The organism is Subdoligranulum variabile, assembly GCF_025152575.1.
Taxonomy (GTDB): domain Bacteria; phylum Bacillota; class Clostridia; order Oscillospirales; family Ruminococcaceae; genus Gemmiger; species Gemmiger variabilis.
This window is the reverse complement of the sequence record NZ_CP102293.1, coordinates 2308219-2331989: the sequence shown is the minus strand read 5'-3', so window position 1 is coordinate 2331989 and position 23771 is coordinate 2308219. Positions and strand designations below refer to the sequence as shown.

Here is a 23771-nt window from a genome sequence, read left to right as displayed (position 1 = left end):
AAAAACAGGCGCATCAAATGAAACTTTATCAAAAATATTTTCCGAGCTGCTTTAAACCACGCCGGATGCTGTCCCGGACACGGCTTGGGTCTACACCTTCTACTTCAGCAATTTCATTTACCGTCATTCCCAGGTAGTATCTGGCATAAATCCTCTTTGCCTGTTTCTCCGGCAGCTTCATCACAGCAGCATAGACCTGCTCCTGAAACTGTTTTTCCTCCAAAACCATCTCCGGTGTTTGCGGCTTCAACAGCACCGCATTTTCAATGCCGTTGTCACAGTCCAGGGAGTAATGCGCCTTATAGCGATACATCCTCCGGTCATAGGCAGCTTCTGCACGCTCAGCAGCTCGAATAGCCTCCATTACTTCCTCTGTCACATCTACCAAAAAGTCTGTTGTATAAACATCAGGATAAAGTTCTCGAAGGTTAATTTTCTTCATTCTGTACCTCCATTTCGATTCACGGGTGATTGACAAGTGAATCGAAAGGAGGTGGGGAACGGCATCGGCAAACAACCGGATCATCTCTGAAAAAATGGCAACAAAAAACGCCAGATTTCCGCGATGGAAAACTGGCGCGCCAAAAACAACCACTATTATGCCGAATTACATAGAACGATAATGCCGATACAATATTATACTTGCCCGGAGGAGGAGCAATGCTTTTTTTAACTGATGTAGATCATGTGAGCTTTGAAAAAGCAAACGGGACACGGTAAATTAACCTCCAATCGGCTACCGTGTCCCTGCAAGTCGTCATTGGTTTGTGCAAACGCAAAGAAACGGCGGCTCTGAAAATCAAAGCCGCCGTTTCAAATGGGCGTGTCAAATTGTCTGCTCTACGACGGCTTTTTTTCTTTTGCCGTCGTCCGGCAGATGGTATCTTTATTTAGTTGCTGACTAAGGCTTTAATTTTACGGATTAAATCAAAATCAGTTTTGCAACAGAAACCACCATAGTACAGTTTGGCTTTTTGCTCTAATGTTCTACTGTCATCGCCAGACATTAGCAGAAAAGGCGTTCTCAAACCTTTATGTCGGATTTTTTCAAGCAAACCCAACCCCGTGCCATCTTTCATGTTGAAATCGGAACAGATTGCATCAACTGTGACTGCTTGAAGTATGTCCAATGCTTCCTTGACGCCCGTGGCCTTAATCGTATCAAAATCGCCCGATAACACAGATGACAGGACTTGCAGATATTCCGTGTTATCATCCACTACCAATATTCGTTTCATATCATTCTATCGTTTATCCCACAGTAATCTGGATCGCGCCCGAATAGTCTGTGCCGGTGATTCCGATGTAGTTCGCTCCAGCTTGAAGCTGAACGGCAACGCTTCCGCTGGCAGATTCAGAAAGCACTTGCTCCTCCAAGTCCGGGGAGATGTAAATGAGTTGACAGTCCCCATCAAGAGAATCAAACTGGTATCGGATTACAATTTCACGGCACTCATTTTCCTTGAGGTCGGTGTCAGCAACCAAAATATCCTGTCCGTTAAATCCAGTTACAGAAGCGTCATAGGTGGCCAGAAAAGCATCGTTGTCCGAAGTCCGGCTGCCCTCAAAAGACTGATAAGGGGCTATAAGAGCGTTGCTTTTCCCAATCACTACATCATCACCTAATTGCTCTGCTCCTTCCCTGAGATTTTCACTTAACCTGTCGAGGCCGGAGCAGGCAGTACAGGCCAGTAAAGAAACAGCAATCAGGCAACATCCAATGATTTTCCGCATAGCAATTTCCTCACTGAACGAAAGTAAGGAACACGGCAAGCGCAACAATTCCCACCATCAGTAACGCCCAAAACGCGCTGATTGCCGTGGATGCGATATTGATAACGCTGCGGCTTTCCTTGCTCCGCACACATACCACCGAAAGGATCAGGCTCAGCAGGACAAAAACGATATTGGCTCCGGCCCAAGCGGTTCGGACTCTGTCCGACAGCGAAAGGTGCAGGAACGACGGGGCAAGAGCCGCCAGCGGCAGGATGCTCACAATGAGCGCAGCGATACTAACTGATTGAAGTTTTTTCCTTTCCATAGTTTTACCTCATTTCTTTTTTCCCAAATTGGGTGACAGCCAGCGCGAAAAACAGACCAAACACGACTATCGCGCACGGCAGGAACGGAAACATCGAAAAAGCGGCGTCGGAAGTTTCTGCTGTAAAGTCATGGAGAGAGCAGGAAACGAGATAACCGCTGTAACAATACGGGTAGGCGATCCACAGCGGCGTATTTGCAACCAATACACCAGGAATCACAAGCAGCAAATTCAATCCCACAGAGAGAAGCGGCTTTTCAAACAGTACGGTGATGGCCCACATAGCCGCAATGCACGGCAGCATAGTCAGAAACAGCCCCAAGCACCATTTCAGAAGATACAGGATTGGCAGGGTCTCTGTGACCACCATTGTCTGTGTTGCAATCAACCCAGCGATTACAAATACGACAAGAAACACCACCATCTCCATAAACAGATAAAAGGTAAGCACACAGAATTTGGCAATGGATAATGCGCAGCGGCTGACCGGCAGCGCCAGCATTTTCAGAATCCCATTATTTCCTGTTTCTCGTCCTGCGATCATCACGCAAACCACGATCATGCTGAATGGAAGCAGATAGTAGGCGTAAACAAGCGCACTTTGAATAAACATAGCAGGCCACGCATTGGTGTATTCCGGCGTAAAGTAGTTGCTCAAACTCGCAACCCCAGAAACCACCACCAATAGAGGTGCAATGAAAATCAGGGGTACGATTTTGGAGCGTTTTACTTTCATAAACTCGATTTTGAGCAAATCCAAAAAGCTCATTTCTTATTATCCCTCCTTACTCGTAGCGTCTGTACTTCGCCAGCCACAAGCCAACACCAAGGAACAACAGTGTTTCCGCCAAAGCGACAAGAGCAACCGTCGGATCAGGCTGGGCGCTCATGGCTACCGCAGGTTTCAGAATAATCACAAAAGGATGCACCAGCAAAAGCGTCAGCCCCGAATTTGCAAGGGCCATACCACTTAGAAAACCGGCAACACCAATTCCAAGCGGCACCCACATATTTTCAAAGCGCGAGGAAATCAGCAGCATAAACGACAGTACCGGCATGGATGTGAGAAAAGAGTATCCGGCAAAGCTTACCAGCGTACCCATCTCAAACGCTCCGTCCGGCAAATCCGTCATGCCGATTTGTGCAAGCGCCAAGTTTTGCAGCACGATTGCAACCAAAAACATGACCGTTAGAATCAGAAATTTGCACAGATACATGGCCGGGACGCTGACGGGAAGCATATACATCTTCTTAACGGCGCTTCCCTTAAATTCCACGTTGTAGATCATGCAGGTAGCAACCACGATACCGAACAGATTCAGCACCATAATCATGCCGTAGAGCTGGGTCAACAAGACATCCATCGGGGCCAGCGGCAGATTCAGAAGTGTGTCTTTCCGCACAATGAAATTGACAAATGCGTAGGCGGCTCCCAAGACACCAACGGCCAGCAGCACAGGAATCACGCCGGTTCGCTTTTCTTTCCGAAGTTCGATTGCCAGCGTTTTCATAATTTTGCCCTCTGCTTTCTGTCCATGTTATCTTTCTCAACCATAGAAAGGAACACATCTTCCAGATTGTCCGCAGCAAAACCGGATTGCAGAGCGTACTGACGCAGATCATTCATACTTCCCTCAAATAGCATCCGCCCGTGGTTGAGAATCCCAATGTCATCTGCAATCAATTCGATTTCAGACAGCATATGGGACGAGATCAGCACCGTGCAGTCGTAAAGGCTGGGCAAGGATTTTACCAGATTGCGGATTTCGTGGATACCGGACGGGTCAAGGCCGTTGGTGGGTTCGTCCAGAATCAGGATCGGCGGACGCCCCAGCAGCGCCCCGGCAAGGCCCAAGCGTTGCTTCATTCCCAGCGAATACTTTTTTGCCAGCCGGTCGCCAAACTCAGTCAGCCCTACCAGTTCCAGAGCATCCTCCACATCGGCTTTCGGCAGTCCCAAAATGCGGCGGATAATATCAAGATTTTCCCGCCCGGTCAGGTTTGCGTAGAAAGACGGCGCTTCGATGAAAGAGCCGATCTCTTTGAGAATGGCAATCCGATCATTCGGGAACTGCTTCCCATCAATAGTAAAGCTGCCCTTTGTCGGCGCGGTCAGGCCCAGCAGCATTTTCATGGTCGTAGATTTCCCCGCACCGTTGGGGCCGAGAAAACCATAAATGCTGCCCTTGCGAATATGAAGCGAAGCATTGTTGACCGAGATGAAATTTTTGTACTTCTTTGTCAACTGTTCCGTTGTGATGATATAGTCCATAGAAACATCTCCTTTCGATGTTTTTATGGTACAGCTTCAACCTGACATCTACATTCTCCCGTCCTTACTTTTACCTTACTTTTTAAGGGACAAGATCGCAGAATGGACAGCCTATGATATAATAGAAGCAAAGAAAATCAGATTGGAGAGGATGCTATGGATAATTCTTTTTTACATAGTAAAAGGCTCCTGTTGGTAGATGACGAACAGGAACTATTGAAGATGATATCAGATATATTGAAAGATGCAGGATTTGAAACTGTCCTTACTGCTATGTCGGTCAAAGAAGCTATTTTGACCGCAAAAGAGGAAACTCCTGATTTAATTGTTTTGGATGTCATGCTGCCAGATGGGGACGGCTTTTCTTTGATGCAGCAGCTCCGCACCTTTACCAATGTGCCGATCATTTTTTTAACAGCGAAGGACGAGGCAACAGACAAATTATCGGGGTTGGGGCTTGGTGCAGACGATTACATTTCAAAGCCCTTTATGCCACAGGAATTACTACTGCGTATCTATGCGGTACTCCGGCGAACCTATAAAGAGGATTCCCCACTGCTTGTATTAGATGGGTGTAAGATTGATTTCAGCCGGGCTGAAGTCTATAAGGGCAACGAGGTTATTTCCCTAACGGCCAAAGAACACGCCCTGCTTGAAACGCTTGCCCGCAATGCGGGAAAGATCGTTACCGTAGATGCGCTTTGCGAAGCCTTGTGGGGGGATAACCCATTCGGCTACGAAAACAGCCTCAATGCTCATGTGCGGCGTGTCCGGGAAAAGATTGAAACCGATCCATCAAAACCTGTATCCCTGATAACTATTAAAGGTTTGGGCTACAAGCTGATAGCAAGGAAGTAATGCCATGAGATCATTTGCACATTATATATCAAAACATCTTATATCTTTCGCTACTTTTATTCTGATACTACTGTTTCTTAACGCAGTGGTATTCGGCCTGACATTTCAAAAGGTTGTGACCGAGGATTATGGAACTTCATCCCCGCACCCCATGTTGGAAATGACCGCTGCTGCCGCCACACCAGAACGATTATCAGATGACGCAGCGCAAAAGCTCCGGCAGAATCATATTTGGGCAATCTACTTAAACGCTGATGGGCAGTGTTATTGGTCGGTTGATTTGCCCGATGAAGTGCCAAAAAGTTACACTATTCAAGATGTCGCATTGTTTTCAAAAGGATATATTGAAGATTATCCGGTTTTTGTCTGGAACACCGATGATGGACTGTTGGTATTGGGTTATCCAAAAGACAGCTATACAAAACTCACCAGCAATTACTATTCCATTTCAGCACTTCGACGGCTCCCCGTCTTTGTGCTTGGAATGTTGGGATTGGATGTACTGTGCCTCTTTTGTGCCTATTATTTCTCCAAACGCAAAATCATCCGTAATACCGAACCGATCGTATCTGCCGTGGAAACTCTGGCAGATGGAAAGCCAGTCTCACTTCATATCAGCGGAGAACTGTCGGATATTGCAAGCAGCGTAAACAAAGCTTCTTCCATTTTGAATCGGCAAAATGAAGCACGGGCGAACTGGATCAGCGGCGTTTCCCATGACATCCGCACACCGCTCTCCATGATTATGGGGTATGCGGGCCGCATTGCGGAAAATGAATCTACCAGCAAGACCATCCAAGAACAGGCTGAAATAGTACGGAAGCAAAGCGTAAGAATCAAAGAACTGGTGCAGGATTTGAATTTAGTATCGCAGTTGGAATATGAAATGCAGCCACTTCACAAAGAGATGGTTCGCTTATCCAAATTGCTACGAACCTATGTAGCAGACCTATTGAACATAGGAATTTCCGATAGCTATAATATTGGAATTGAAATTGCTAATGACGCTGAAAACACTATGTTAGAATGTGATGCCAGATTGATTTCACGAGCCGTGAATAATCTTGTTCAAAATAGTATGAAGCACAACCCGCTGGGATGTAGGATTCTGTTATCTTTAAGACGGATGGAAAATACCATTCAGCTTATTGTGCAAGACGATGGTATAGGACTCTCCGAAGAAAAACTACAAGAACTTAAAGAAAAACCTCATTATTTAGAAAGCACAGATGAGCGCTTAGATCTTCGACATGGGCTGGGGCTTGTTTTGGTTCGACAAATTGTAGCGGCACATGAAGGGACTATGACCATTGACAGTAAGATTAACTGTGGATGTAAAATCATCTTGACTTTTGACTCTACAGATACAATCCCAAAAGCCCATTTGAGTTAAGTCAAAAGCATTTTGGATATTTATCACTAGCACAAAAGAAGCCGGAAATCTGAAAAGGTCCCTGCTTCTTTTGCATCCAAAGACAACTCTGCGAAATACTCCTCTAAAGCTACTGCAATAGATGGGGCGCAAGGTCCTGTGCCAGAAGCACTTTGATACCTTGCGCCCTTTGCTTATTCTATCTTAAAAAACTTTGCCAGTTGCTTCAGACCGCGCCGGATGCTGTCACGGACACGGCTTGGGTCTACACCCTCCGCTGCGGCGATCTCGCTCACACGCATACCCAGATAATACCGGGCATAGATCCGCTTGGCCTGTTTCTCCGGCAGCGCCATCACTGCGGCGTAGAGCTGCTCCCGCAGCTGCTTTTCCTCCAGAAGCATTTCCGGTGTCTGGGGCTTCATCAGGATCGCATTTTCAATGCCGTTGTCGCAGTCCAGGGAGTAATACGCCTTATAGCGATACATCCTCCGGTCATAGGCAGCTTCTGCACGCTCAGCGTCACGGATCGTCTCCAGCACATCTTCTGTTACCTCTATAAAATGATCTGTTTTATAAACATCAGGATATAAGTCCCTAAGATTGACTTTCTTCATTATGTACCTCCATTTCGATTCACGGGTGGTTAACGGGTGAATCGAATGGAGGTGGAGACCGACAGCGGTAACAAACCGCTCGTCTATCTAAAAAACAGCAAGCAAAAACGCCAGCTCCCCGCAAAGGGATACTGGCGCGCAAAAATAAGCCATAATTATTCCGTTTTACCTGCCATGATAATACCGATGAATGAGCCTGATAACCTAGAGGAGGGGCAAGGCTTTTTTTAACTGATGTAACTCATGGGTATTGTGGACCACTAACGCAGACATGACGGCATCCTCCTTATATGCCGCCCCAGCTGATTGCATAAGGGTCGTCGGGTTTCTATTTTAGGCAAAAAGAAACGGCGGCTCTGAATTTCTCAAAGCCGCCAAAAGATAGTATAGGCGTGTTAATAGGTCTGCTGTACGACGGCTTTTTTCTTTTGCCGTCGTCCGGCAGATTTTCTCTTTTAAGGAAATATTTATGAAGTTCTATGATACAGCAAGATCCAATAAGTCTACTCACTTTTTATTGCTGATAAAATACTCGCTTTTTTCAATTCCATTTTGGAATACATCGAAAAAACAAGGTATATCACCAATAATACACAAATCAGTGCCAACAGGAAAAACCACGGTAATTTCAACGTAATACAATGATTGATGGCATCTAATCGTCTGCATACAATTACACTAAAAATACTTCCGCATATAAGAGATATTGCCAATGAACCTCCGAGGTAAATTCCAATCTCCCTATTCAGCATTGCTTTCAACTGTTTTCGCGTTACCCCAACAGCTTCCAACAGACCGAATTCACGCTTTCTATTCTGAAAATCAACCATAAGCATATTCATAAGACTGATACTTCCAAAGACGAACAGAATAGCAGAAGTCATATATAGAGCATTTATAGATGCACTGTATCGATGCTGAATATTTTTAATCGTTTGTTCAATCGTATTTACTTCTATTTTTTCATTTTTATCCGCAATCTTCTGAACTGCGGTCAAAACTTCATCAAAACATCCCTCTGAATTTTTAATCGCCAGAATCCCCGTCTGTTCCGTTATCCCTGTCAGTTTCTTTGCTGTGTCATAAGTCATAATGAAGTAGGGGCTTCCAGGAACAACCGGGCTATCCTCCATTAAATCAGATCTATTGTATGTGCCTACAACAACGGCTTCCACATCAAAGGTTCTACCATCAAAAGCTCTGCCCTCAATCTTCAAAGTATCGCCAACTTGTGCTATATCTTCTGCAACCAATATTCCATTTTTCTCAACCATATCATCGTAATCTGCTGTTCCAGAGGATAACGCCGCCTGCTTTTCTTCTGTCTGTTCCCGATTTAAGGTTGGAAAGAAGTCTGAAATGCTCGTGATAGAACCACTTTCGCCCGAAAAAGTAGCTGTCATATAAACGCTGTCAAATGCGGTAATCTTTTCTATCCCATCTACCTTTTCTAATTCCTGCATCAATGCCTGATCTTCAAGTGGATTTTCTTCCAGTTGCAATTTTGCACTTCCGTATGGCTCCGCTTCGTTATCGAAAGAGCTGCCAACTGTATTTCTTATTTGTATAAGAATGTTACCGGCAGGATAATATTTGAAACTTGCCTGTTTTGCCGGATCAATAGAACCAGCAACCGTAGAAGTAACCAGTAAAAGAGCTCCGCTTACTCCAAGCATTAAAAGCGTCAGAACTGCTTTTTGTTTGTTTCTTTGTATATTTATTTTCGCCAGATTAAACGGCGTAAGTTTCCGATGCAGTTTTGAGCTGCTTTTTGCCTTTCCAGCATACGCAAGGTATTTAGCACCCTCTACCGGGGAAGTATTCATTGCTACTCGGACAGGCTTAAAAATGGCAATATTCACTGTTACAAAGGCTACTGCGGCAATCAGTACAGCATAAATAACTGTTGTTTTTAGCCGGAATCCATCAGGACAGCCAATAAATCCAATCAGTACACCAATGACAAGCCCCAAAGGAATACCAGCTAAGGCATATAAACGTCCCTCTTTACTTGCCATCCGTTTAATCTGTCTTTTTGTCATGCCAACTGTCCGCAGTTGCCCAAACATCTGAACATTTTTTACAATCTTTGTGTAAAAAACACCATAGACAATCGTTGCCGCCAAAATAGCCGTCAACGCCGCCAGTAGTGGTACTGGAATCGGAATACCCGATGTTATCACACCCGACATAACAGCAGAATACTCTGTAAGCATTACCTGTTCCTCGACAATGCCTGTATTTTGTATTGCTTTGCCGGCAAAATTAAGAATAGCCGTGGAACTTATGGCGTCTGTATTCAACCGCGTATATGCTGTAACCTGAAAAGAATCTTTTGCCAAATCTTGGGCAAGCTCTTTACTAACATAAATAAAATATCCGTTGCTTTCTTTTGTATTATTCAAAACACCTGAAAGTGTATATTCTGCTTTCTGTCCTGTTCCAGTCAGGTCAATAGAAATTGTATCGCCAGTCTGATAGGATTTTCCTAAAAAATCAAGGTAGTTCTGGGGGAGCATAATCTCATCCGCTTTCTGCGGCACACTTCCCTGAAAAGTTTTTTCTTCCTGATGTAAAAAATAATCTTCATTTCCATAAGCAACAGTGATTGTTTTATTTTCAACATAAAACACACCTATAGCGGAATATTCGCCAACCCATGTAATATTTTCGTTTTGATGCAGCTGAGCCGTTTGTTCGTCTGTAACTCCCAAAATGCCAATCTGCGCTTTATTCCTCTGTGTGTTCTTGAATTTCTCTTGTGTACCTGTTGATATTAGGAGAATCGAAAAAACCATACAGACAGAGATGGCGATTGTCAAAAGCAGAAATGCCTTGTTTCTCTTATCCGCTTGCATACTCCTACCTGCCAATTTTTTTACAATGGCACTTGTATCATTTTCAAAAGGCCATGTCATAGTCTGCCACCTCCTTACTCCACAATCTTGCCATCCTCAATGCGGACAATCCGATCTGCAAGGCGGGCTATGTCGTTATTGTGGGTAATCATCACAACAGTCTGCCGGAACTCCGCACTTGTGCGCTTGATAAGCCCCAGCACCTCGGCGCTGGTCTTGCTGTCAAGGTTGCCGGTCGGCTCGTCGGCCAGCACGATAGCCGGTTTGGTAATCAGGGCGCGGGCAATCGCCACACGCTGCTGCTGGCCGCCGGAAAGATTGTTAGGCATATTTTTCAGTTTATCTTCCAGCCCCAGCAGGTGAACGATCTCGTCCAAAAACTTCTGATCCACCGTGTCCCCGTCTAACTCCACCGGCAGGACGATGTTCTCATACACATTCAGGATGGGAACAAGGTTATAGTTCTGGAAGATAAAGCCGATGTTGCGGCGGCGGAAGATGGTAAGCTGCTCGTCGTTCATTTTTGACAGCTCTTTGTCCCGGACAATGACATTGCCGGAAGTAGGGGTGTCCAGCCCGCCCATCATGTGAAGCAGGGTAGACTTGCCGCTGCCGGAGGTTCCCACAACAGCCACAAACTCGCCGTCCTCCACGGAGAAGTTCACGCCGTCAAGGGCGCGGGTGATGTTCGGCTCTGTGCCGTAATACTTTTTCAGATCAATCGTCTGTAAAACGCTCATACTCAAAACTCCTTTCAAGGCTTTCTGCCTGTTGATAAGGGTATTGTAAAACCCAAATGTCCGCGAAATGTTACAGCGGCCAAAAAATTTCATTGAAAATCAGGGTGAAATGTTACAACGCTCGGACATTTCAAAAAAATTTACGGCGGCAGCCGGAAATGGCCGTCCGCCGCGTTCTATTTTGTAGGCAGCATAATGGAAAATTCCGAACCCTTGCCCGGCTCCGAAACCACTTTGATATAACCGCCCTGTCGCGTTACGATCTCGCGAGCCAGATATAGGCCAATGCCCACGCCCTGCTGTTCGTGTACTTCTTCCTCACGATAGAAGCGCCGGAAGATGGCGGCCTGATTGCTTTCAGAAATGCCCTTGCCGGTGTCGGTCACTTTGATCTCCACATACATTTCCCACAGCACCACCAACACAGCGATTTTCCCGCCTGCCGGGGTGTACTTCACCGCATTGTCCAGCAGGTTAAAGAGGGCTTCGGATGTCCACTTGCTGTCATGGGAAACGGTCAAATCCTCCGGGCAGTCCACGGACACGGCAATTTCCTTTTTCTCCGCTGCATACACGATCCCACTCATGGCCTGCGCCACAGTATCAAAGAGGCGGCCCGGTTTCTTGTTCAACTGGATCACGCCCGTTTCCAGCCGGGAGGTTTTCACAAGGGCCTGAAAGAGAAAGTCCAGCTTATCCGTCTGGCTGCGGATTCCCCGGATAAAGTCGGTGCGCTCCGCCTCGGTCATGGGCTTTTCCAGCAGGGTGTCCGTCGCCATTTTCAGATTGCTTACCGGCGTTTTCACTTGATGGGAAATATCCGATACAAGGGTCTGTAACTCCTGCCGTTCCTCGTCCACCCGGCGGCGGTTCTCCTGCATGATCTGGTAAAGCCTTGCCAGCCGGTGCCCGATTCTGGCAAGCTGGGTTTCGCTGTCCTCCGGGCGCTGGGGCGCTTCATTTCCAGCGATCATGTGGTCTAAAGTCTGGCACAGGTCAGCGGTAAACTGCGATAGCCGCTTTCCAAAGGTCTGCGTTAATACGAAAATCCCCACAAGGGCGCACAACAGCAGCGCCCCGCCCGTCAGCAGCACCGCAATCTGTTTTGTCACAAGAAACAGGGCTATGGTGATCCCGGACATGGAGAGGACAAGCCCCATTGCCACCCGGCCAAACAGCCGCTTTACCGAGAGGTTTTGAAACTTCATTTTGCCTCGCCTCCCGTCCATTGATAGCCCATGCCGTAAACGGTCTTGATGTAGGGGGCACCTCCGTCGGATTCAATCTTGCTGCGAATCCGACTGATGGAGGTTGTCAGGGTGTGTTCGTCCACATACTTCTCGTCTATATCCCACAGCTTTTCCAAAAGCTGTCCACGAGTCAGCACTTGCCGGGGATTTTTGCGAAACAGGTTCAGCATTTTGTACTCCATCGGGGATAGAGTCAGAGGCTTTCCATTTAAGGAAGCCGCCTGCTCTGAAAAGTCCAGAAACAGCCGTCCATCGTCGTAAATGTCTTTAGCTGGTTTGTGGTGTTCCAGCATGGCGAACATGGCTTTGATTTTTCGCTGCAAGGCTCTGAGCACAAAGGGCTTTGTGATGTAGTCCACCGCGCCCACCTCATAACCCCGTATCTGGTCGCTCTCCTGATCGTTGGCGGTCAGGAAAATTATGATGGTGTCCGGGTGCTGGGGCTTTATTAGCCTGCACAGTTCAAAACCGTTGCCGTCCGGCAGGTTGACGTCCAGCAGAACTAAATCAAACTCCCGTTGGCGGATGGCATCGGCTGCGGTTCTGGCGTTTAGGGCAGAAGTCACGCCATAGCCATCTGCGGTCAGGTTATAAGTCAACATCTTATTCAAAAAACTGTCGTCCTCGACAATTAAAATCTGCTTCATATCCTCACTTCCTTTGCTTTTTGCAGATAGTATAACAGGCAAATGTCCGCGAAATGTTACAGCGGACGGATTTTTTTCAAAAAAATTTCCATCTATATTATAAGTTGATCCAGTTAGTGATACAAGGATGGTATTCAGGTCTTTATTAAAAACCGGCATAATCAAACCTATTAACCGGTATAATAAGGTTATTCCTTTGTGCAAATCGGCACGATAGAATATACTTGAGGTGGATGATTATGCCGATTGATGATTTAACTGCTTTAGGGCAAAAAATGCGGGAAGCCCGAAAGAATAAAGAACTGACACAACAGGAACTTTCCGATCTAAGCCATGTTTCTGTAAAGCAAATTGCCAATATCGAAAAAGGGAAAATGAACCCGTCCTATTTGATTTTGAGAGCATTGGCAAAGGTCCTGCACATCTCTTTAGATACGCTTATAAATCCAGATATTTCTCTGGAGGATGAGGGTGTCAATCAGATGAAAATGCTTTATTCCAGCTGTCCGCCAGAAATGCGCGACACCCTGTTGCATCACACACAGGAAACGGTGAAAGAGCTAACAGAGTTGTCCGAGAAATTTGAAATGAATTGAGCCAGTGAGTGAAATTTAACGATTTTCTCACTGGTTCTTTTTATTTCCAGAGAAAAGAGGCAAGCAATGCCTGTGTTAATACACACAGGCCCGCAGAGAAGAAAATCCCTCCGTGATTTTCCTCTCCGCTTGCTTGTTGAGGGCAGCGCCCCCAAGCCCCTTTGAACACAGAATTTCATTCTGTGGCTGCGCGTTCTGCGAACGCTTTTGACCAGGACCAGCTTACCGCTGGCCGTGGTCTTTTTCTTTTTCAACATCCTGTTCTACCTCCATTTTCAGCACTCGATCTACATTTGCCTTTGCCGTTAAAAGCTCCCGCATTTCCTCACGGGAACGCCGGTACTCGGCATAGGTCTTTTTCTTTTCTTCCAGCAATTTCGCGTACTCCGTCTGCAACTCTTTGACCTTGGGAAGCTTCTTGACGCCCATCTCATCAAAGGCATTCTTAGCAGCCTGGTGGAGCAGAATTTCTTCCTCATGTTCCTCCCGGAATTTCTTAGAGTAACCCGCCTTGCGGTATGCCACATAGACCTCACGGGTCTTGGCATAATTTACGATGTGAGTACGCAGAACAGCGATCTCTGCCATGCGCTTTTCAGCCGCTTTGATCTGCGCCGAAAGATCATTGTGATGTGCCGTGGCAGCCGCAGCCTTTTCTTCCAAAACCGCATACTCCAGCAGGTTATGCTCTGACAGGTAATTCATGGTCTTTGCCATTTGTTTCAGATTGAAAACCTTAGCCCATCGAGCATAGCCAGCACCTTTTCCGGCCTGCAATTTTGCCTGAATGTCCACCAGCAGATTGATCTTTGGCGGCTCTGCCTGTGCGACTGTTTTTTTTCGCGGGGTATGTGCTTTCTTCCCTAAGAGAACTGCCCGCAAATCTTCCAATCCATATCCTTCGCCCAGACTCTCCATGCGGGCGGCTTTCTCCCAACCAGAGAGCTTCAGTCGATACGATTTTCCGCGCTTTGAGACTTCACAACCATACTCTTGCAACAGCTTCAGCAGTTCTTCAAAGTCAGCAGGACTTTGTGATAATGCGTTGTCAATCATCACACGCAGCTGTTCCCGATGGGAGGGCTTGGCCTGTTCGCCCAGCCACTTGTTGTAGCTTTTTCCGTGGGGGTTTGGGTCCTCCACAATGGACAATCCGTTCTCGATACAGATGGTATCGCTCAAGCGCCGGACGGCTCTGGTGCTGCCCCAAAAGTTGCGGAATTTTCGGTCACAATCTGCATTGACCGCCGACCAGATGATGTGATTATGAACGTGCGATTTGTCTATGTGGGTGCAGACCACAAAGGCGTGATTGCCCTTGGTAAACCGCTTGGCAAATTCCACGCCCAGGCGGTTTGCTTCCTCCGGCGTGATTTCACCGGGTTTGAATGACTGGCGCACATGGTAAGCAATCACATCATCCGCGCCGCGCACTCGTCCGGTGGCGGCAATGTACTGCCGCTTTGCCAGAAGAAACTCTGCATCGGCGGTCCGGCTGTCACACGCATAGCCGGTAATGAGCTTGCCGTTATCTGTTTTCTTTGGGTTTTCCACATAGTCGATGATGTCACTGATTGCCCGGCTTTCTGTGCGACCCTTGCCAACATGAAGCGGCATGATTCTTGTAGTTGCCATAATAGAAGGACCTCCTCTCATAAATATTTTTGTTTTCGCTGAACTCTTTGTTTCTATCGTTGCAATAACTTTCTCCGCTGGGTATAATAAAAAAGAACTTTCTACAACCTCAAAGGAGGGATTTTTATGATAGAACAGCTCATTGCCGAAGCAACAGAATGTGATTTCAAAGTTGCTCTCGAAATAAAAAAGCCAAAAAGCTGGTTAAAAAGTGTCAGTGCCTTTTCCAATGGAATCGGCGGCACTCTGTTTTTCGGGGTCTCTGATGACCGGAAGCCTATCGGCTTGTCTGATGTTCAAAAGGATGCTGAGGCGATCAGCCGCTTAATCAAAGAACGAATCACACCATTACCTCAGTTTATCTTAAAGCCATTGCAGGAAGATGGTAAAAACCTATTGGCTCTGGAGGTTTCTCCCGGCCGCAGCACCCCATATTATTACAAGGCAGACGGAGTGATGGAAGCATATATCCGTGTTGGAAATGAAAGCGTAATTGCCCCGGATTACATTGTGAATGAACTGATCTTAAAGGGAACCAATCAGTCCTTTGATACCCTAACAACAGATGCGGTAAAAAAGGATTACAGCTTTACACTTCTGGAAGCAACCTATCTGGAACGGACTGGTCTCCGCTTTGAGCCATCCGATTATGTCTCCTTCGGTTTGGCTGACAAAAATGGGGTCTTGACCAATGCCGGAAAGCTCATGACCGATCAGCACACAGTCTATAACTCCCGTATGTTCTGTACCCGGTGGAATGGCTTGGAAAAAGGCTCTATCTTTGATGATGCATTGGACGATAAAGAATACGAAGGGAATCTGATTTATCTACTGAAAAGTGGCAGTGAATTTATTCGCAATAATTCCAAAGTCCGTTTTGTCAAAGAGGCACAGTATCGTGTAGACAAGCCGGATTATGCTGAACGAGCTGTGACAGAGGCTCTTGTCAATGCGCTTATCCATCGTGATTATATTGTGCTTGGCAGCGAAATCCATATTGATATGTTTGATGATCGGGTGGAAATCACATCTCCGGGCGGTATGTTTGGCGGCGGCTCAATTCAGGAATACGATATTTACAGTATTCGTTCGATGCGACGAAACCCTGTGATTGCTGACCTGTTCCACCGCATGAAGTACATGGAACGCCGTGGAAGTGGTCTACGCAAAATCGTCAGTGAAACCGAAAAGCTGCCTGGATACACAGAGGCATATAAGCCCGAATTTTCCTCAACAGCGACAGATTTCAGAGTTATTTTGAAAAATGTGAATTACCATCTTAGTCAGAAAGACTTAGTCAGTGACCAAGATTGTGACCAAGTTAGTGATCAAGATAAATCACAGGACATCCTACACGCAGTCTTGGATTTTTGTATAACAGAAAAAAGCAAACAAGAAATTTGCTCGTTTATTGGTTATCGAAATCTCACTTATTTTACAAGAAAATATTTGAATCCACTACTGGAAAGTGGCCAGCTTAAAATGACTATTCCAGATAAGCCAAACAGTCGAAAACAAAAATATATTACAGTTCGTTCCGAATAAACAGAGAAGCAGGGCATTGGGTCTCATCTCCCATTGTCCTGCTTCTTTTTCATTCCAAATTATATTCACATCATTTACCCATACACCCAATCCTGTATCGCAAATTTCAAACTCTGCACCTTTCCCAGTAGCCGGATCGCAGCCAGCGGCAGCCCCATCGGGCTAATCAAAAATGCCATAACCAGCAAAATCACACCATTCTGCGGGGAATAGGTAATCAGCACAGCCACGCCAAGCAGAGCAATTACTGTGCTTAGTAGACCAAGCACCAGACCGGATATGTAGATCAGCCCCGTGCAGAGCCAGACAAAAAGCGTCAACACCAAAACGACCGGTGCAGTTACGATCATCAGCAGACATTTCAAAATCTTCATTCCTGTTCCTCCTTCCAACGCTCCAGATGCCGTTTGCACAGGGCATCCGCTTCTCTCTCATCATCTTCCGTCACTTCCCGTTTTCCTTTGGTCAGTTCAATCTCCAGATAAGTCCGGTAATCATCGGCTAAGAGGTCGAACAGTTCCTTGGGAGTATGGCACACCTCGCCAGAGCAATAGTGAAAATCTTGGTCAAATTCAACTCTTACACATCCATGGCGGCTGATATAAACTTCTATGGTCTCGTCTGCGGTCAGGTAATCCGCAAAAATCTCCAGCACCTTTTCAAAGGTCAGCATCTGTTTTCACTCCTTTGCTACGCTTCTTATTCTACTCATATTATCCGGTACGGACAGGCAAAAGACAAGGATACAGACAAAAAGAAAAAGCGGAGGAAGGTGCGGCGAAGAAACGCCGTTCCTCCCTCCGCAAATGGAGTACCTATCCCTGTTATGAAAGTTTGGAGAGTTGGGTAAGGATTTCCTTCACACCCTCCCACAGTTGTTCCTGCCGCTGGGATATATCCTCCAAGTCAGCATTATAAACCCGCCCGGTCTCATGCACTTTGCGGGTCAGCTGGTTCAAGTTGTTGCTGCTTCGGCGCAGCAGGGATACCAGTTCTTTCAGTTCCGGCAAATCCAGCTGCACCACATAGCCGTCCACAGCCATTTTCCGCAGATAGGCGCTCAGGTTTTTTGTCCCAAACTGTGCCATTTTCTGCTGAATCAACTCCATTTCATCAGCGGATACCCAAAACAGAACCGGCACATCCCGCTTGCGCTTGGGACTGCTCATCGCTCCGGCTCCTGATTCTTCGGGGCGACAGGCTTATGGGCAGGCGGTTCCTGTTTGAGCTTTTGCAGGACAGAACTTTTCTGCTGTTCCTGCATGGTTTTTCTGGCCTGCCTGGTAAACAGATCGGTCAGACCGGGATTGACCCCATCCACAACCAGATAGGCGCAGTGGCGGGAAGCGCCGCTGTCCTCCGGCATGGGAATGGTTTTTGCCCAGGCTTTATTGTCCTGAGAGATACGCCCGTCATGGTTCTTGTGCTGGATGGTGTTTGCAAGAATGAACTGTACCCGTTCCGTCCCGAACTTTTCCAGCACATCTTTGACCGCAGCCTCCGTATCCAGCCGATTCTCTGCATAGTGGGCGCTGATGGTCTGCTCAATGGCTTCTTTGCAGGCGCTGTTCGCCTGATATGAGAGGTTGTACTGTGCCATTTCCCCATGCTCGGACGCATAGGCAGCAGAATGTGGATAGACCGGTGTTGTTCGCAGTTCCTCTTTGGCTCTGCACACATCGTCGGCACGGCTTTCAATGCTGTCCCGGATCACATCCATATAGCCGGTCTCCAGCTTTTCAAAATAGCGGTACACATCCGCCAGCGGAGAGGGAGATTCCAAAAGTGCCTGAGCCTGGGTGTCGATCAACTCCAGTTCCTCCATTGCCATCACGATGTCCTCGCGGATGGTGTACTCATAGGCATGGTTTAAGACTTCTTCCGGGGGCTGGCTTTTCAGCCAGTCCCGGAACTTGTCCTGTTCGGCAGCCATCTTTTCATAAAGGGCTGTATTCAGATCGTTAGTATTCATGTTATCGCACCTCCTCATGCTGTTTTGGTTTCTTGTCTGTACTGCGGGGTTGCACCGGGCGTTTTAGGTTATCCAGCACCGAAGGCCGTGTACTTTTGGCAACAACAGACTCGGTGTGTGCCTGCCCCTTTCCGTCGATGTTGAGCAGGGTATCCAGCTCCACCAGACGGGCGTTTTTGCATCTCAGTTCTTCTTCATAAAGGAATGGCTTTCCGACTTCCTCCTTTGCCGCAGCTTGCTGCTGACAGAGGTTATCCAGCTGTGCCTTTGCCGCCTCCAGACGCTGGGGCATCTGGGCGAGGGCATTGTCGATACGGGTAAGATTTCCGCGAGGGTCTGTACCAAGGGTTGCCCGGTGGGTCATCTGTCCTTTCAGCAGGAGCGTATACTCCTGTTTCCATGCGGAAAATTCCACGGATATGGCATAGCCCCGGTAGCTGCCGATCTGCACCGGATCGGAGGTTTTGACCTCCTTGCAGGCATCCAAAAGGGCTGCGCCAGCGTTCTCCTTATCGGTCAGCAGATCGCCGCGGATTTCCATACCAGCAAAACCGTCCTCCGGGTGCGGGTGCGCTGCCAAAACCTCCAGATCGGATTCAAAACCCTTGATAAAGCCTTTGTGCTTTTCAATCTCCTCCGGGAAGTATTTGAGCAGCTGGTCCTCCAGACGATATTGCTTACTCTGGTGGTCGGCTTTCATCAGCTTCAGGCGGGATACCTCCACATCCAAATCCATACGCTCCTTGATGCGGGGATCTCCGGCGCACAGAGCCTTGATCTCGGCAAAACTGAGGGCTGTTTCATCCACATCATCGCAGGAACGCACCGGCGATTTAGAAGTCATGATCTGGCTGATGAATTTCTGCTTATTCTCCACCGTCTGCCAGAGGTATGCATCAAAGGTTCCTTCTGTCACATAGCGGTACACATGGACAAGAGGATTCTTGTTACCCTGACGCTCGATACGACCCTTGCGCTGGGCAAGGTCTCCCGGTCTCCACGGACAGTCCAGGTCATGAAGTGCCACCAGACGGTCCTGCACATTGGTGCCTGCGCCCATCTTGGCGGTGCTGCCTAAGAGGACACGAACCTGACCGGTACGGACTTTAGAGAACAGCTCCTTTTTCCGCACTTCGGTATTGGCTTCATGGATAAAAGCGATCTGGTCGGCAGGCATCCCCTGGGCAATAAGTTTCTGACGAATATCGTCATATACCGTAAAGGCCGGCTCCTGCTCCGGCAGAGGCACAGTGCCTTCCAATGCGTGAAGCAGTGGATTATCCAGCGTTTTCGCCGCCTTGCTTGCAGGAGCTTTTGCCTGTGGTGTAGAAATGTCGCAGAACACCAGCTGGGTCAGCTTGTCAGCTTTGCCGTCCCGCCAGATCTGCATGATGTTGTCCACACACTGATTGACCTTTGTGCCAGGTTCGTCCGGCAGCATCTGGTTGACGATCCTCTGGTCAAGCCCCAACTTACGGCCATCCGAGGTAATCTTGAGCATGTTATCCTGGGACGGGTCAACAGTTCCGCTGTGTACCAGCGATGCACGCTCCGAAAGAGCTTTGACCATTTCCTGCTGATGTTCGGTGGGCTGCGCCACGATGTTGTGGTACTCCACTTCCGGGGTAGGGAGATTTAACTGGTCGGCAGTCTTAATGTCCGCCACTTCTTTGAACAGGTTCATCAGCTCCGGCAGATTAAAGAACTTGCTGAATCTCGTTCTTGCCCGGTAGCCGGTGCCTTCCGGTGCCAGCTCCAATGCTGTGACGGTCTCCCCAAATCGGGAAGCCCAGCAGTCGAAGTGGGTCATGTTCAGTTCTTGCAGGCGTTCATATTGAAGATAACGCTGCATGGTGTAAAGCTCGGTCATGGAGTTGCTGACCGGTGTGCCGGTGGCAAAGATCACGCCACGGTTTCCGGTGATCTCATCCATATAGCGGCACTTGGCAAACATATCGGAGGATTTCTGTGCATCCGATGTGGAAAGACCAGCCACATTCCGCATTTTTGTGTATAGAAACAATGACGATAGGTAATCCTTTGAACGTGATGTGCGGCGAAGCCGCACATTCGTTTCCTCCGGATTTTCCCCCGTCTCACGCCGGGCGTGCACCTTTCAGCGCACCCGGCCTACCATCAGATTGACTTACTTTCTACTGATTTCATTGCATCTGTACCCTCACGAATACAGCGCACTTGTAAATTTCACTTTTTGAGTTTTTCACGATATTTCTTGATTTTGCGTACCGCCTTGGCATCCAACTCTGGCGGTATAGGACTGTTGTGTACCATGCGGTGACACGGTATACATAGCCATGCTAAATTTGGAACTTTGTTGATTCTTTCAATCGGAAGTCGTGGATTTACATGATGACAATGCTTCGGAATCAGTTCAGAGAAATATCTACCACAGCATTTGCATTTTCCCTTATCTCGGTTGTAGGCATATTCCCGATTCATAAAATACTCGAAATTGGCTTTCCATCCCTTGCCGCTAGCGTAGATGGATAAGGCTATATCTTCGGGTGTATTGATGGAGGGGCGGTCACAGGGCAACGGTTTATGCTTGGTACGATAATTTACATACCGCCTGCGTCCATCCTCCGTATAAGGGGTCATTTTCTGGTCAAATGGTTTGCTTTCATAACGACTGTGTGTAATAAACGCATAGGTTATTCCGAACCATTTCCCATCAATTTGAATTGCGAAGGTTTTACTGTCATAACCTTCGTGCCGATGTGGCAGATTACTTAATTCCTTTAACGGCACCTGCATTTGGTTGTACTGCTTGGGAAACAGGTTTTTCCATACTGCCAACGCCGTATTATTCACTCTACGGTCAATGGCATGGTAGGCATGAGAACAGATAGAGGGTTGCAAATACTGTGCCAGTCCCATAATCACGGAGTTCACATACTGGATTTGAGCCGCCTGCGTGTTGGATTGCGTGTATAATCCAATTTTCCTAACTTCTTTTTGCAAGGTATGGATTTTCTTCGTCAATCGTTCCATATCAGGGAATGGCTTTCCTACCAGATTATCTGACCATGTGGCTGGGTCTGGTGTTTTCCTCTTTCGTTCTGCCTTGACTATGTAACCGAGGAAATGAATACCATTCTTTCTCAAATCGGTTACATAGGTCTTTTCCTGTGACAGTTCCAACTTCATGCGATGCTTAAAATACTTTGTCAGTTCATGCTTCATACGGAACGCTTCCTGTTCCGTAGAGGTCAGGATCACCCAATCATCCGCATAGCGAAAATTGTATTTCGGGGTGATTCCAGACCATTTCAGCCTTCGGGTATCGTTGCATTTGTGCTTGCATTGACGGTGCGGCTCCATATAGCAGCGCCCCACATACCAGTCAAAGTCATTGAGATACACATTGGACAGCAACGGAGATAATATACCGCCCTGTGGTGTTCCCATTTCTGTTGCATGGTATAAGTCCTGATCGATATATCCGGCTTTTAGCATTTGGCTGATGATTTTCAGAACCCTCTTATCGTGGATTCCGATTCGCCATAGCTTTTTCAGCAACAATCTATGATTGATGTTGTCAAAACAGCCCTTTATATCTCCCTCGACTGCCCATACCGGCTGGTCTTTGGATTTCACACTTGCATTGATGACATTGACAATATCCCGGATAGCGTGCTTCTGCGCCCGGTAAGGACGGAAACCATAGCTGTGCGGATAGAATCTCGCTTCGCATATCGGTTCCAGAATCAGTCGCATACATTCCTGTATAATCCTATCCAATACAGTGGGAATACCCAGAGGTCGCTTTTTGCCGTTTGCCTTTTCGATATACTTCCGTTTGGCTGGCTTCGGCTTGTAATTGGAGATATTTGATTGAATCAACTGAAATAGTTCTTCTTTTGGCATTTGCAGATACTTGTCCATTTTCATCCTGTCCACACCGGCAGTTTTGCTGCCCTTGTTGGACTTGATGTTATGAACAGCGGTTACAATAGTCACTTCGCTGACCATTGCTTCCAACAGTCCCGTGAATGAAACGCCTTGCCCCGATTTTTCATAGAGCAGGTCTTGAAACTGTTTCAATTCTTTTTCTGTTGAAAATCTGACGCTTAAATGCACAAGGTTTTCACCTCGCAGTTCGCCACCCGTCTTTCAGGGAGTTATTGGATTTTCTTTCGTGAAATTTACAAATCAATCTGACTCGTGCCCTTCGCCGTGGGGCATTTCAGCCCCGTGTAATTGGCATTACCCAATTGCAGACTACTATGGCGCGGCTGACTTCCTGTATTCTTCATTGTGCTGTAACACTCCAAATACAGGCTCTCAAACGTTCCCAAATCTCTATCCTTGTGGTCAATAGACCGTTGAAACCCTTAGGCCGCTACCTTACACCGGGAGAACCTAACCACACTTTGAATCACAGTTGTTGTGTGGTTCCGCATGAATATTTCATTTCATGGGGCATATACGGAAAAACCAGCCGTATCTGCTTTCTCCAATCTTCATCCTTTCGGATGCCAAGCACTCTTACGATGCTGCATAGCTTTCACTACTGGATAGCCATAGGTTTCGGAAGCCCGCACCATTATTATCCATGCCTTTCGGTTTAGGTTTTCAGGTTACGACTTCACCACGCTTTGTACCCTGTCTATTTACAGATAGACAACGCACAGTGGAGTATTAGCTCTCGTACTGCCTGCGGTTTGACAGACCGCTGAGGGATTTCTCCTTTCCGGCATTGATTCTGTACGGCAGAGGAATTTCGCCTCTGAATTTGAGATTTGAGTTCTCTACGATATTTTCTTGATATATCAAGTGCTATCGCATGGTGCTTTTCGTCATAGCTGTCTGCTACGACTTATGCACAACGTTTCGCACGGTTTTTATAGTTGTGGGCCTCGTCCACAAACAAACGGTCCACACCCAGCTGCTCAAAAGTCACCACATCGTCTTTTCGTCCCTCGGCTTGCAGCTTTTCCAGTCTGGCTTCCAGAGACTTTCTGGTACGCTCCAGCTGCTTGACGGTAAAACGCTCGCCGCCACTGGCCTGTACCTCTGCAATCCCCTCAGTGATCTCGTCGATCTGTTCATAGAGAAGCCGTTCCTGACGCTCCCGGCTGATGGGGATACGCTCAAACTGGCTATGGCCCATGATGATGGCATCATAATCACCCGTCGCAATACGAGCGCAGAACTTCTTTCGGTTATTGGTCTCAAAGTCCTTTTTGGTGGTGACTAAGATATTGGCGGAAGGATAGAGACGCAGAAACTCCGACGCCCACTGCTCGGTCAGATGGTTTGGAACCACAAAGAGAGATTTCTGGCACAGTCCCAGGCGTTTGGCTTCCATCGAAGCAGCTACCATCTCAAAAGATAGCGATAGGTA

The 23771-nt window shown here is 47.3% G+C and carries 23 protein-coding genes and 2 pseudogenes; 5 read left to right on the top strand and 20 right to left on the bottom strand.

Annotated elements, in window-relative coordinates; genetic code table 11:
- Nucleotides 1-28: 28 nt before the first annotated feature.
- From NQ490_RS10870 to NQ490_RS10840, 7 genes are all read right to left on the bottom strand, one after another.
- Complete coding sequence (locus NQ490_RS10870; RefSeq protein WP_040917417.1) at nucleotides 29-442, bottom strand: sigma-70 family RNA polymerase sigma factor; 414 nt, start codon at nucleotides 440-442, stop codon at nucleotides 29-31.
- 448 nt (nucleotides 443-890) lie between these two features.
- Nucleotides 891-1238, bottom strand: a complete 348-nt coding sequence (locus NQ490_RS10865; RefSeq protein ID WP_007045812.1) for a response regulator — start codon at nucleotides 1236-1238, stop codon at nucleotides 891-893.
- Between the two features lie 13 nt (nucleotides 1239-1251).
- Nucleotides 1252-1734, bottom strand: a complete 483-nt coding sequence (locus tag NQ490_RS10860; RefSeq protein WP_007045811.1) for a hypothetical protein — start codon at nucleotides 1732-1734, stop codon at nucleotides 1252-1254.
- A 10-nt stretch (nucleotides 1735-1744) separates the two neighbouring features.
- Complete coding sequence (locus NQ490_RS10855; protein WP_007045810.1) at nucleotides 1745-2041, bottom strand: hypothetical protein; 297 nt, start codon at nucleotides 2039-2041, stop codon at nucleotides 1745-1747.
- Nucleotides 2042-2045: 4 nt separating this feature from the next.
- Nucleotides 2046-2810 carry an ABC transporter permease gene (locus NQ490_RS10850; RefSeq protein WP_007045809.1) on the bottom strand — a complete coding sequence of 255 codons (765 nt, stop codon included), beginning with the start codon at nucleotides 2808-2810 and terminating at the stop codon, nucleotides 2046-2048.
- A 16-nt stretch (nucleotides 2811-2826) separates the two neighbouring features.
- Nucleotides 2827-3552 (bottom strand): ABC transporter permease, encoded by a 726-nt coding sequence (locus NQ490_RS10845; RefSeq protein ID WP_007045808.1) that lies wholly within the window; start codon nucleotides 3550-3552, stop codon nucleotides 2827-2829.
- Entirely contained in the window at nucleotides 3549-4313 is a 765-nt protein-coding gene (locus tag NQ490_RS10840) for an ABC transporter ATP-binding protein (protein ID WP_007045807.1), read from the bottom strand. The genes NQ490_RS10845 and NQ490_RS10840 overlap by 4 nt, the downstream gene beginning before the upstream one ends.
- Nucleotides 4314-4469: 156 nt before the next feature.
- On the opposite strand from NQ490_RS10840, the gene NQ490_RS10835 reads away from it, so the two are divergent.
- Nucleotides 4470-5171: a response regulator transcription factor gene (locus tag NQ490_RS10835; protein ID WP_007045806.1), complete on the top strand. Its 702-nt coding sequence runs from the start codon at nucleotides 4470-4472 to the stop codon at nucleotides 5169-5171.
- 4 nt (nucleotides 5172-5175) lie between these two features.
- Nucleotides 5176-6564, top strand: coding sequence for a sensor histidine kinase (locus tag NQ490_RS10830; RefSeq protein ID WP_007045805.1), 1389 nt, complete (start codon nucleotides 5176-5178; stop codon nucleotides 6562-6564).
- 173 nt (nucleotides 6565-6737) lie between these two features.
- Here NQ490_RS10830 and NQ490_RS10825 read toward each other — a convergent pair whose 3' ends face one another.
- A complete protein-coding gene (locus tag NQ490_RS10825) occupies nucleotides 6738-7160 on the bottom strand; it encodes an RNA polymerase sigma factor (protein ID WP_007045804.1) in 423 nt (140 codons plus the stop codon).
- A gap of 36 nt (nucleotides 7161-7196) precedes the next feature.
- On the opposite strand from NQ490_RS10825, the gene NQ490_RS10820 reads away from it, so the two are divergent.
- On the top strand, nucleotides 7197-7391 hold the full coding sequence (locus tag NQ490_RS10820) for a hypothetical protein (RefSeq protein WP_147343604.1): 195 nt from the start codon (nucleotides 7197-7199) through the stop codon (nucleotides 7389-7391).
- A gap of 272 nt (nucleotides 7392-7663) precedes the next feature.
- Here NQ490_RS10820 and NQ490_RS10815 read toward each other — a convergent pair whose 3' ends face one another.
- The 4 genes from NQ490_RS10815 to NQ490_RS10800 all read right to left on the bottom strand — a co-directional run bounded on the left by NQ490_RS10815 (nucleotide 7664) and on the right by NQ490_RS10800 (nucleotide 12655).
- A complete protein-coding gene (locus NQ490_RS10815; protein WP_040917415.1) occupies nucleotides 7664-10078 on the bottom strand; it encodes an ABC transporter permease in 2415 nt (804 codons plus the stop codon).
- Nucleotides 10079-10092: 14 nt separating this feature from the next.
- Nucleotides 10093-10758 (bottom strand): ABC transporter ATP-binding protein, encoded by a 666-nt coding sequence (locus NQ490_RS10810; protein WP_002592092.1) that lies wholly within the window; start codon nucleotides 10756-10758, stop codon nucleotides 10093-10095.
- A gap of 176 nt (nucleotides 10759-10934) precedes the next feature.
- A complete protein-coding gene (locus NQ490_RS10805) occupies nucleotides 10935-11966 on the bottom strand; it encodes a sensor histidine kinase (protein ID WP_002592093.1) in 1032 nt (343 codons plus the stop codon).
- The gene (locus NQ490_RS10800; protein WP_007045799.1) at nucleotides 11963-12655 is read right to left on the bottom strand and encodes a response regulator transcription factor; all 693 of its coding nucleotides are present in this window, start codon (nucleotides 12653-12655) and stop codon (nucleotides 11963-11965) included. The genes NQ490_RS10805 and NQ490_RS10800 overlap by 4 nt, the downstream gene beginning before the upstream one ends.
- Before the next feature lie 239 nt (nucleotides 12656-12894).
- Here NQ490_RS10800 and NQ490_RS10795 point away from each other — a divergent pair, with 239 nt between their 5' ends.
- Entirely contained in the window at nucleotides 12895-13251 is a 357-nt protein-coding gene (locus NQ490_RS10795) for a helix-turn-helix domain-containing protein (RefSeq protein ID WP_008728409.1), read from the top strand.
- A gap of 222 nt (nucleotides 13252-13473) precedes the next feature.
- On the opposite strand, the gene NQ490_RS10790 is transcribed toward NQ490_RS10795, so the two are convergent.
- Nucleotides 13474-14886: a relaxase/mobilization nuclease domain-containing protein gene (locus tag NQ490_RS10790; RefSeq protein ID WP_040917412.1), complete on the bottom strand. Its 1413-nt coding sequence runs from the start codon at nucleotides 14884-14886 to the stop codon at nucleotides 13474-13476.
- Between the two features lie 126 nt (nucleotides 14887-15012).
- Between NQ490_RS10790 and NQ490_RS10785 the strand changes: the two genes are divergently transcribed.
- Nucleotides 15013-16431 carry an ATP-binding protein gene (locus tag NQ490_RS10785; RefSeq protein WP_007045796.1) on the top strand — a complete coding sequence of 473 codons (1419 nt, stop codon included), beginning with the start codon at nucleotides 15013-15015 and terminating at the stop codon, nucleotides 16429-16431.
- A 74-nt stretch (nucleotides 16432-16505) separates the two neighbouring features.
- Here NQ490_RS10785 and NQ490_RS10780 read toward each other — a convergent pair whose 3' ends face one another.
- From NQ490_RS10780 to NQ490_RS10750, 7 genes and pseudogenes are all read right to left on the bottom strand, one after another.
- Nucleotides 16506-16805, bottom strand: a complete 300-nt coding sequence (locus NQ490_RS10780; protein ID WP_007045795.1) for a CD1845 family protein — start codon at nucleotides 16803-16805, stop codon at nucleotides 16506-16508.
- Nucleotides 16802-17104, bottom strand: a complete 303-nt coding sequence (locus NQ490_RS10775; RefSeq protein WP_007045794.1) for a hypothetical protein — start codon at nucleotides 17102-17104, stop codon at nucleotides 16802-16804. The genes NQ490_RS10780 and NQ490_RS10775 overlap by 4 nt, the downstream gene beginning before the upstream one ends.
- 151 nt (nucleotides 17105-17255) lie before the next feature.
- Nucleotides 17256-17600 (bottom strand): plasmid mobilization protein, encoded by a 345-nt coding sequence (locus NQ490_RS10770; RefSeq protein ID WP_007045793.1) that lies wholly within the window; start codon nucleotides 17598-17600, stop codon nucleotides 17256-17258.
- Nucleotides 17597-18403 (bottom strand): DUF3849 domain-containing protein, encoded by an 807-nt coding sequence (locus NQ490_RS10765; RefSeq protein WP_040917411.1) that lies wholly within the window; start codon nucleotides 18401-18403, stop codon nucleotides 17597-17599. Before NQ490_RS10765 ends, NQ490_RS10770 begins: the two co-directional genes overlap by 4 nt.
- Before the next feature lies 1 nt (nucleotide 18404).
- A pseudogene (locus NQ490_RS10760) lies at nucleotides 18405-20429 on the bottom strand (helicase-related protein); the annotation flags it as partial.
- 179 nt (nucleotides 20430-20608) lie between these two features.
- Nucleotides 20609-22504, bottom strand: coding sequence for a group II intron reverse transcriptase/maturase (ltrA, locus tag NQ490_RS10755; RefSeq protein WP_040917410.1), 1896 nt, complete (start codon nucleotides 22502-22504; stop codon nucleotides 20609-20611).
- Nucleotides 22505-23264: 760 nt separating this feature from the next.
- A pseudogene (locus NQ490_RS10750) lies at nucleotides 23265-23759 on the bottom strand (hypothetical protein); the annotation flags it as partial.
- Nucleotides 23760-23771: the final 12 nt, after the last annotated feature.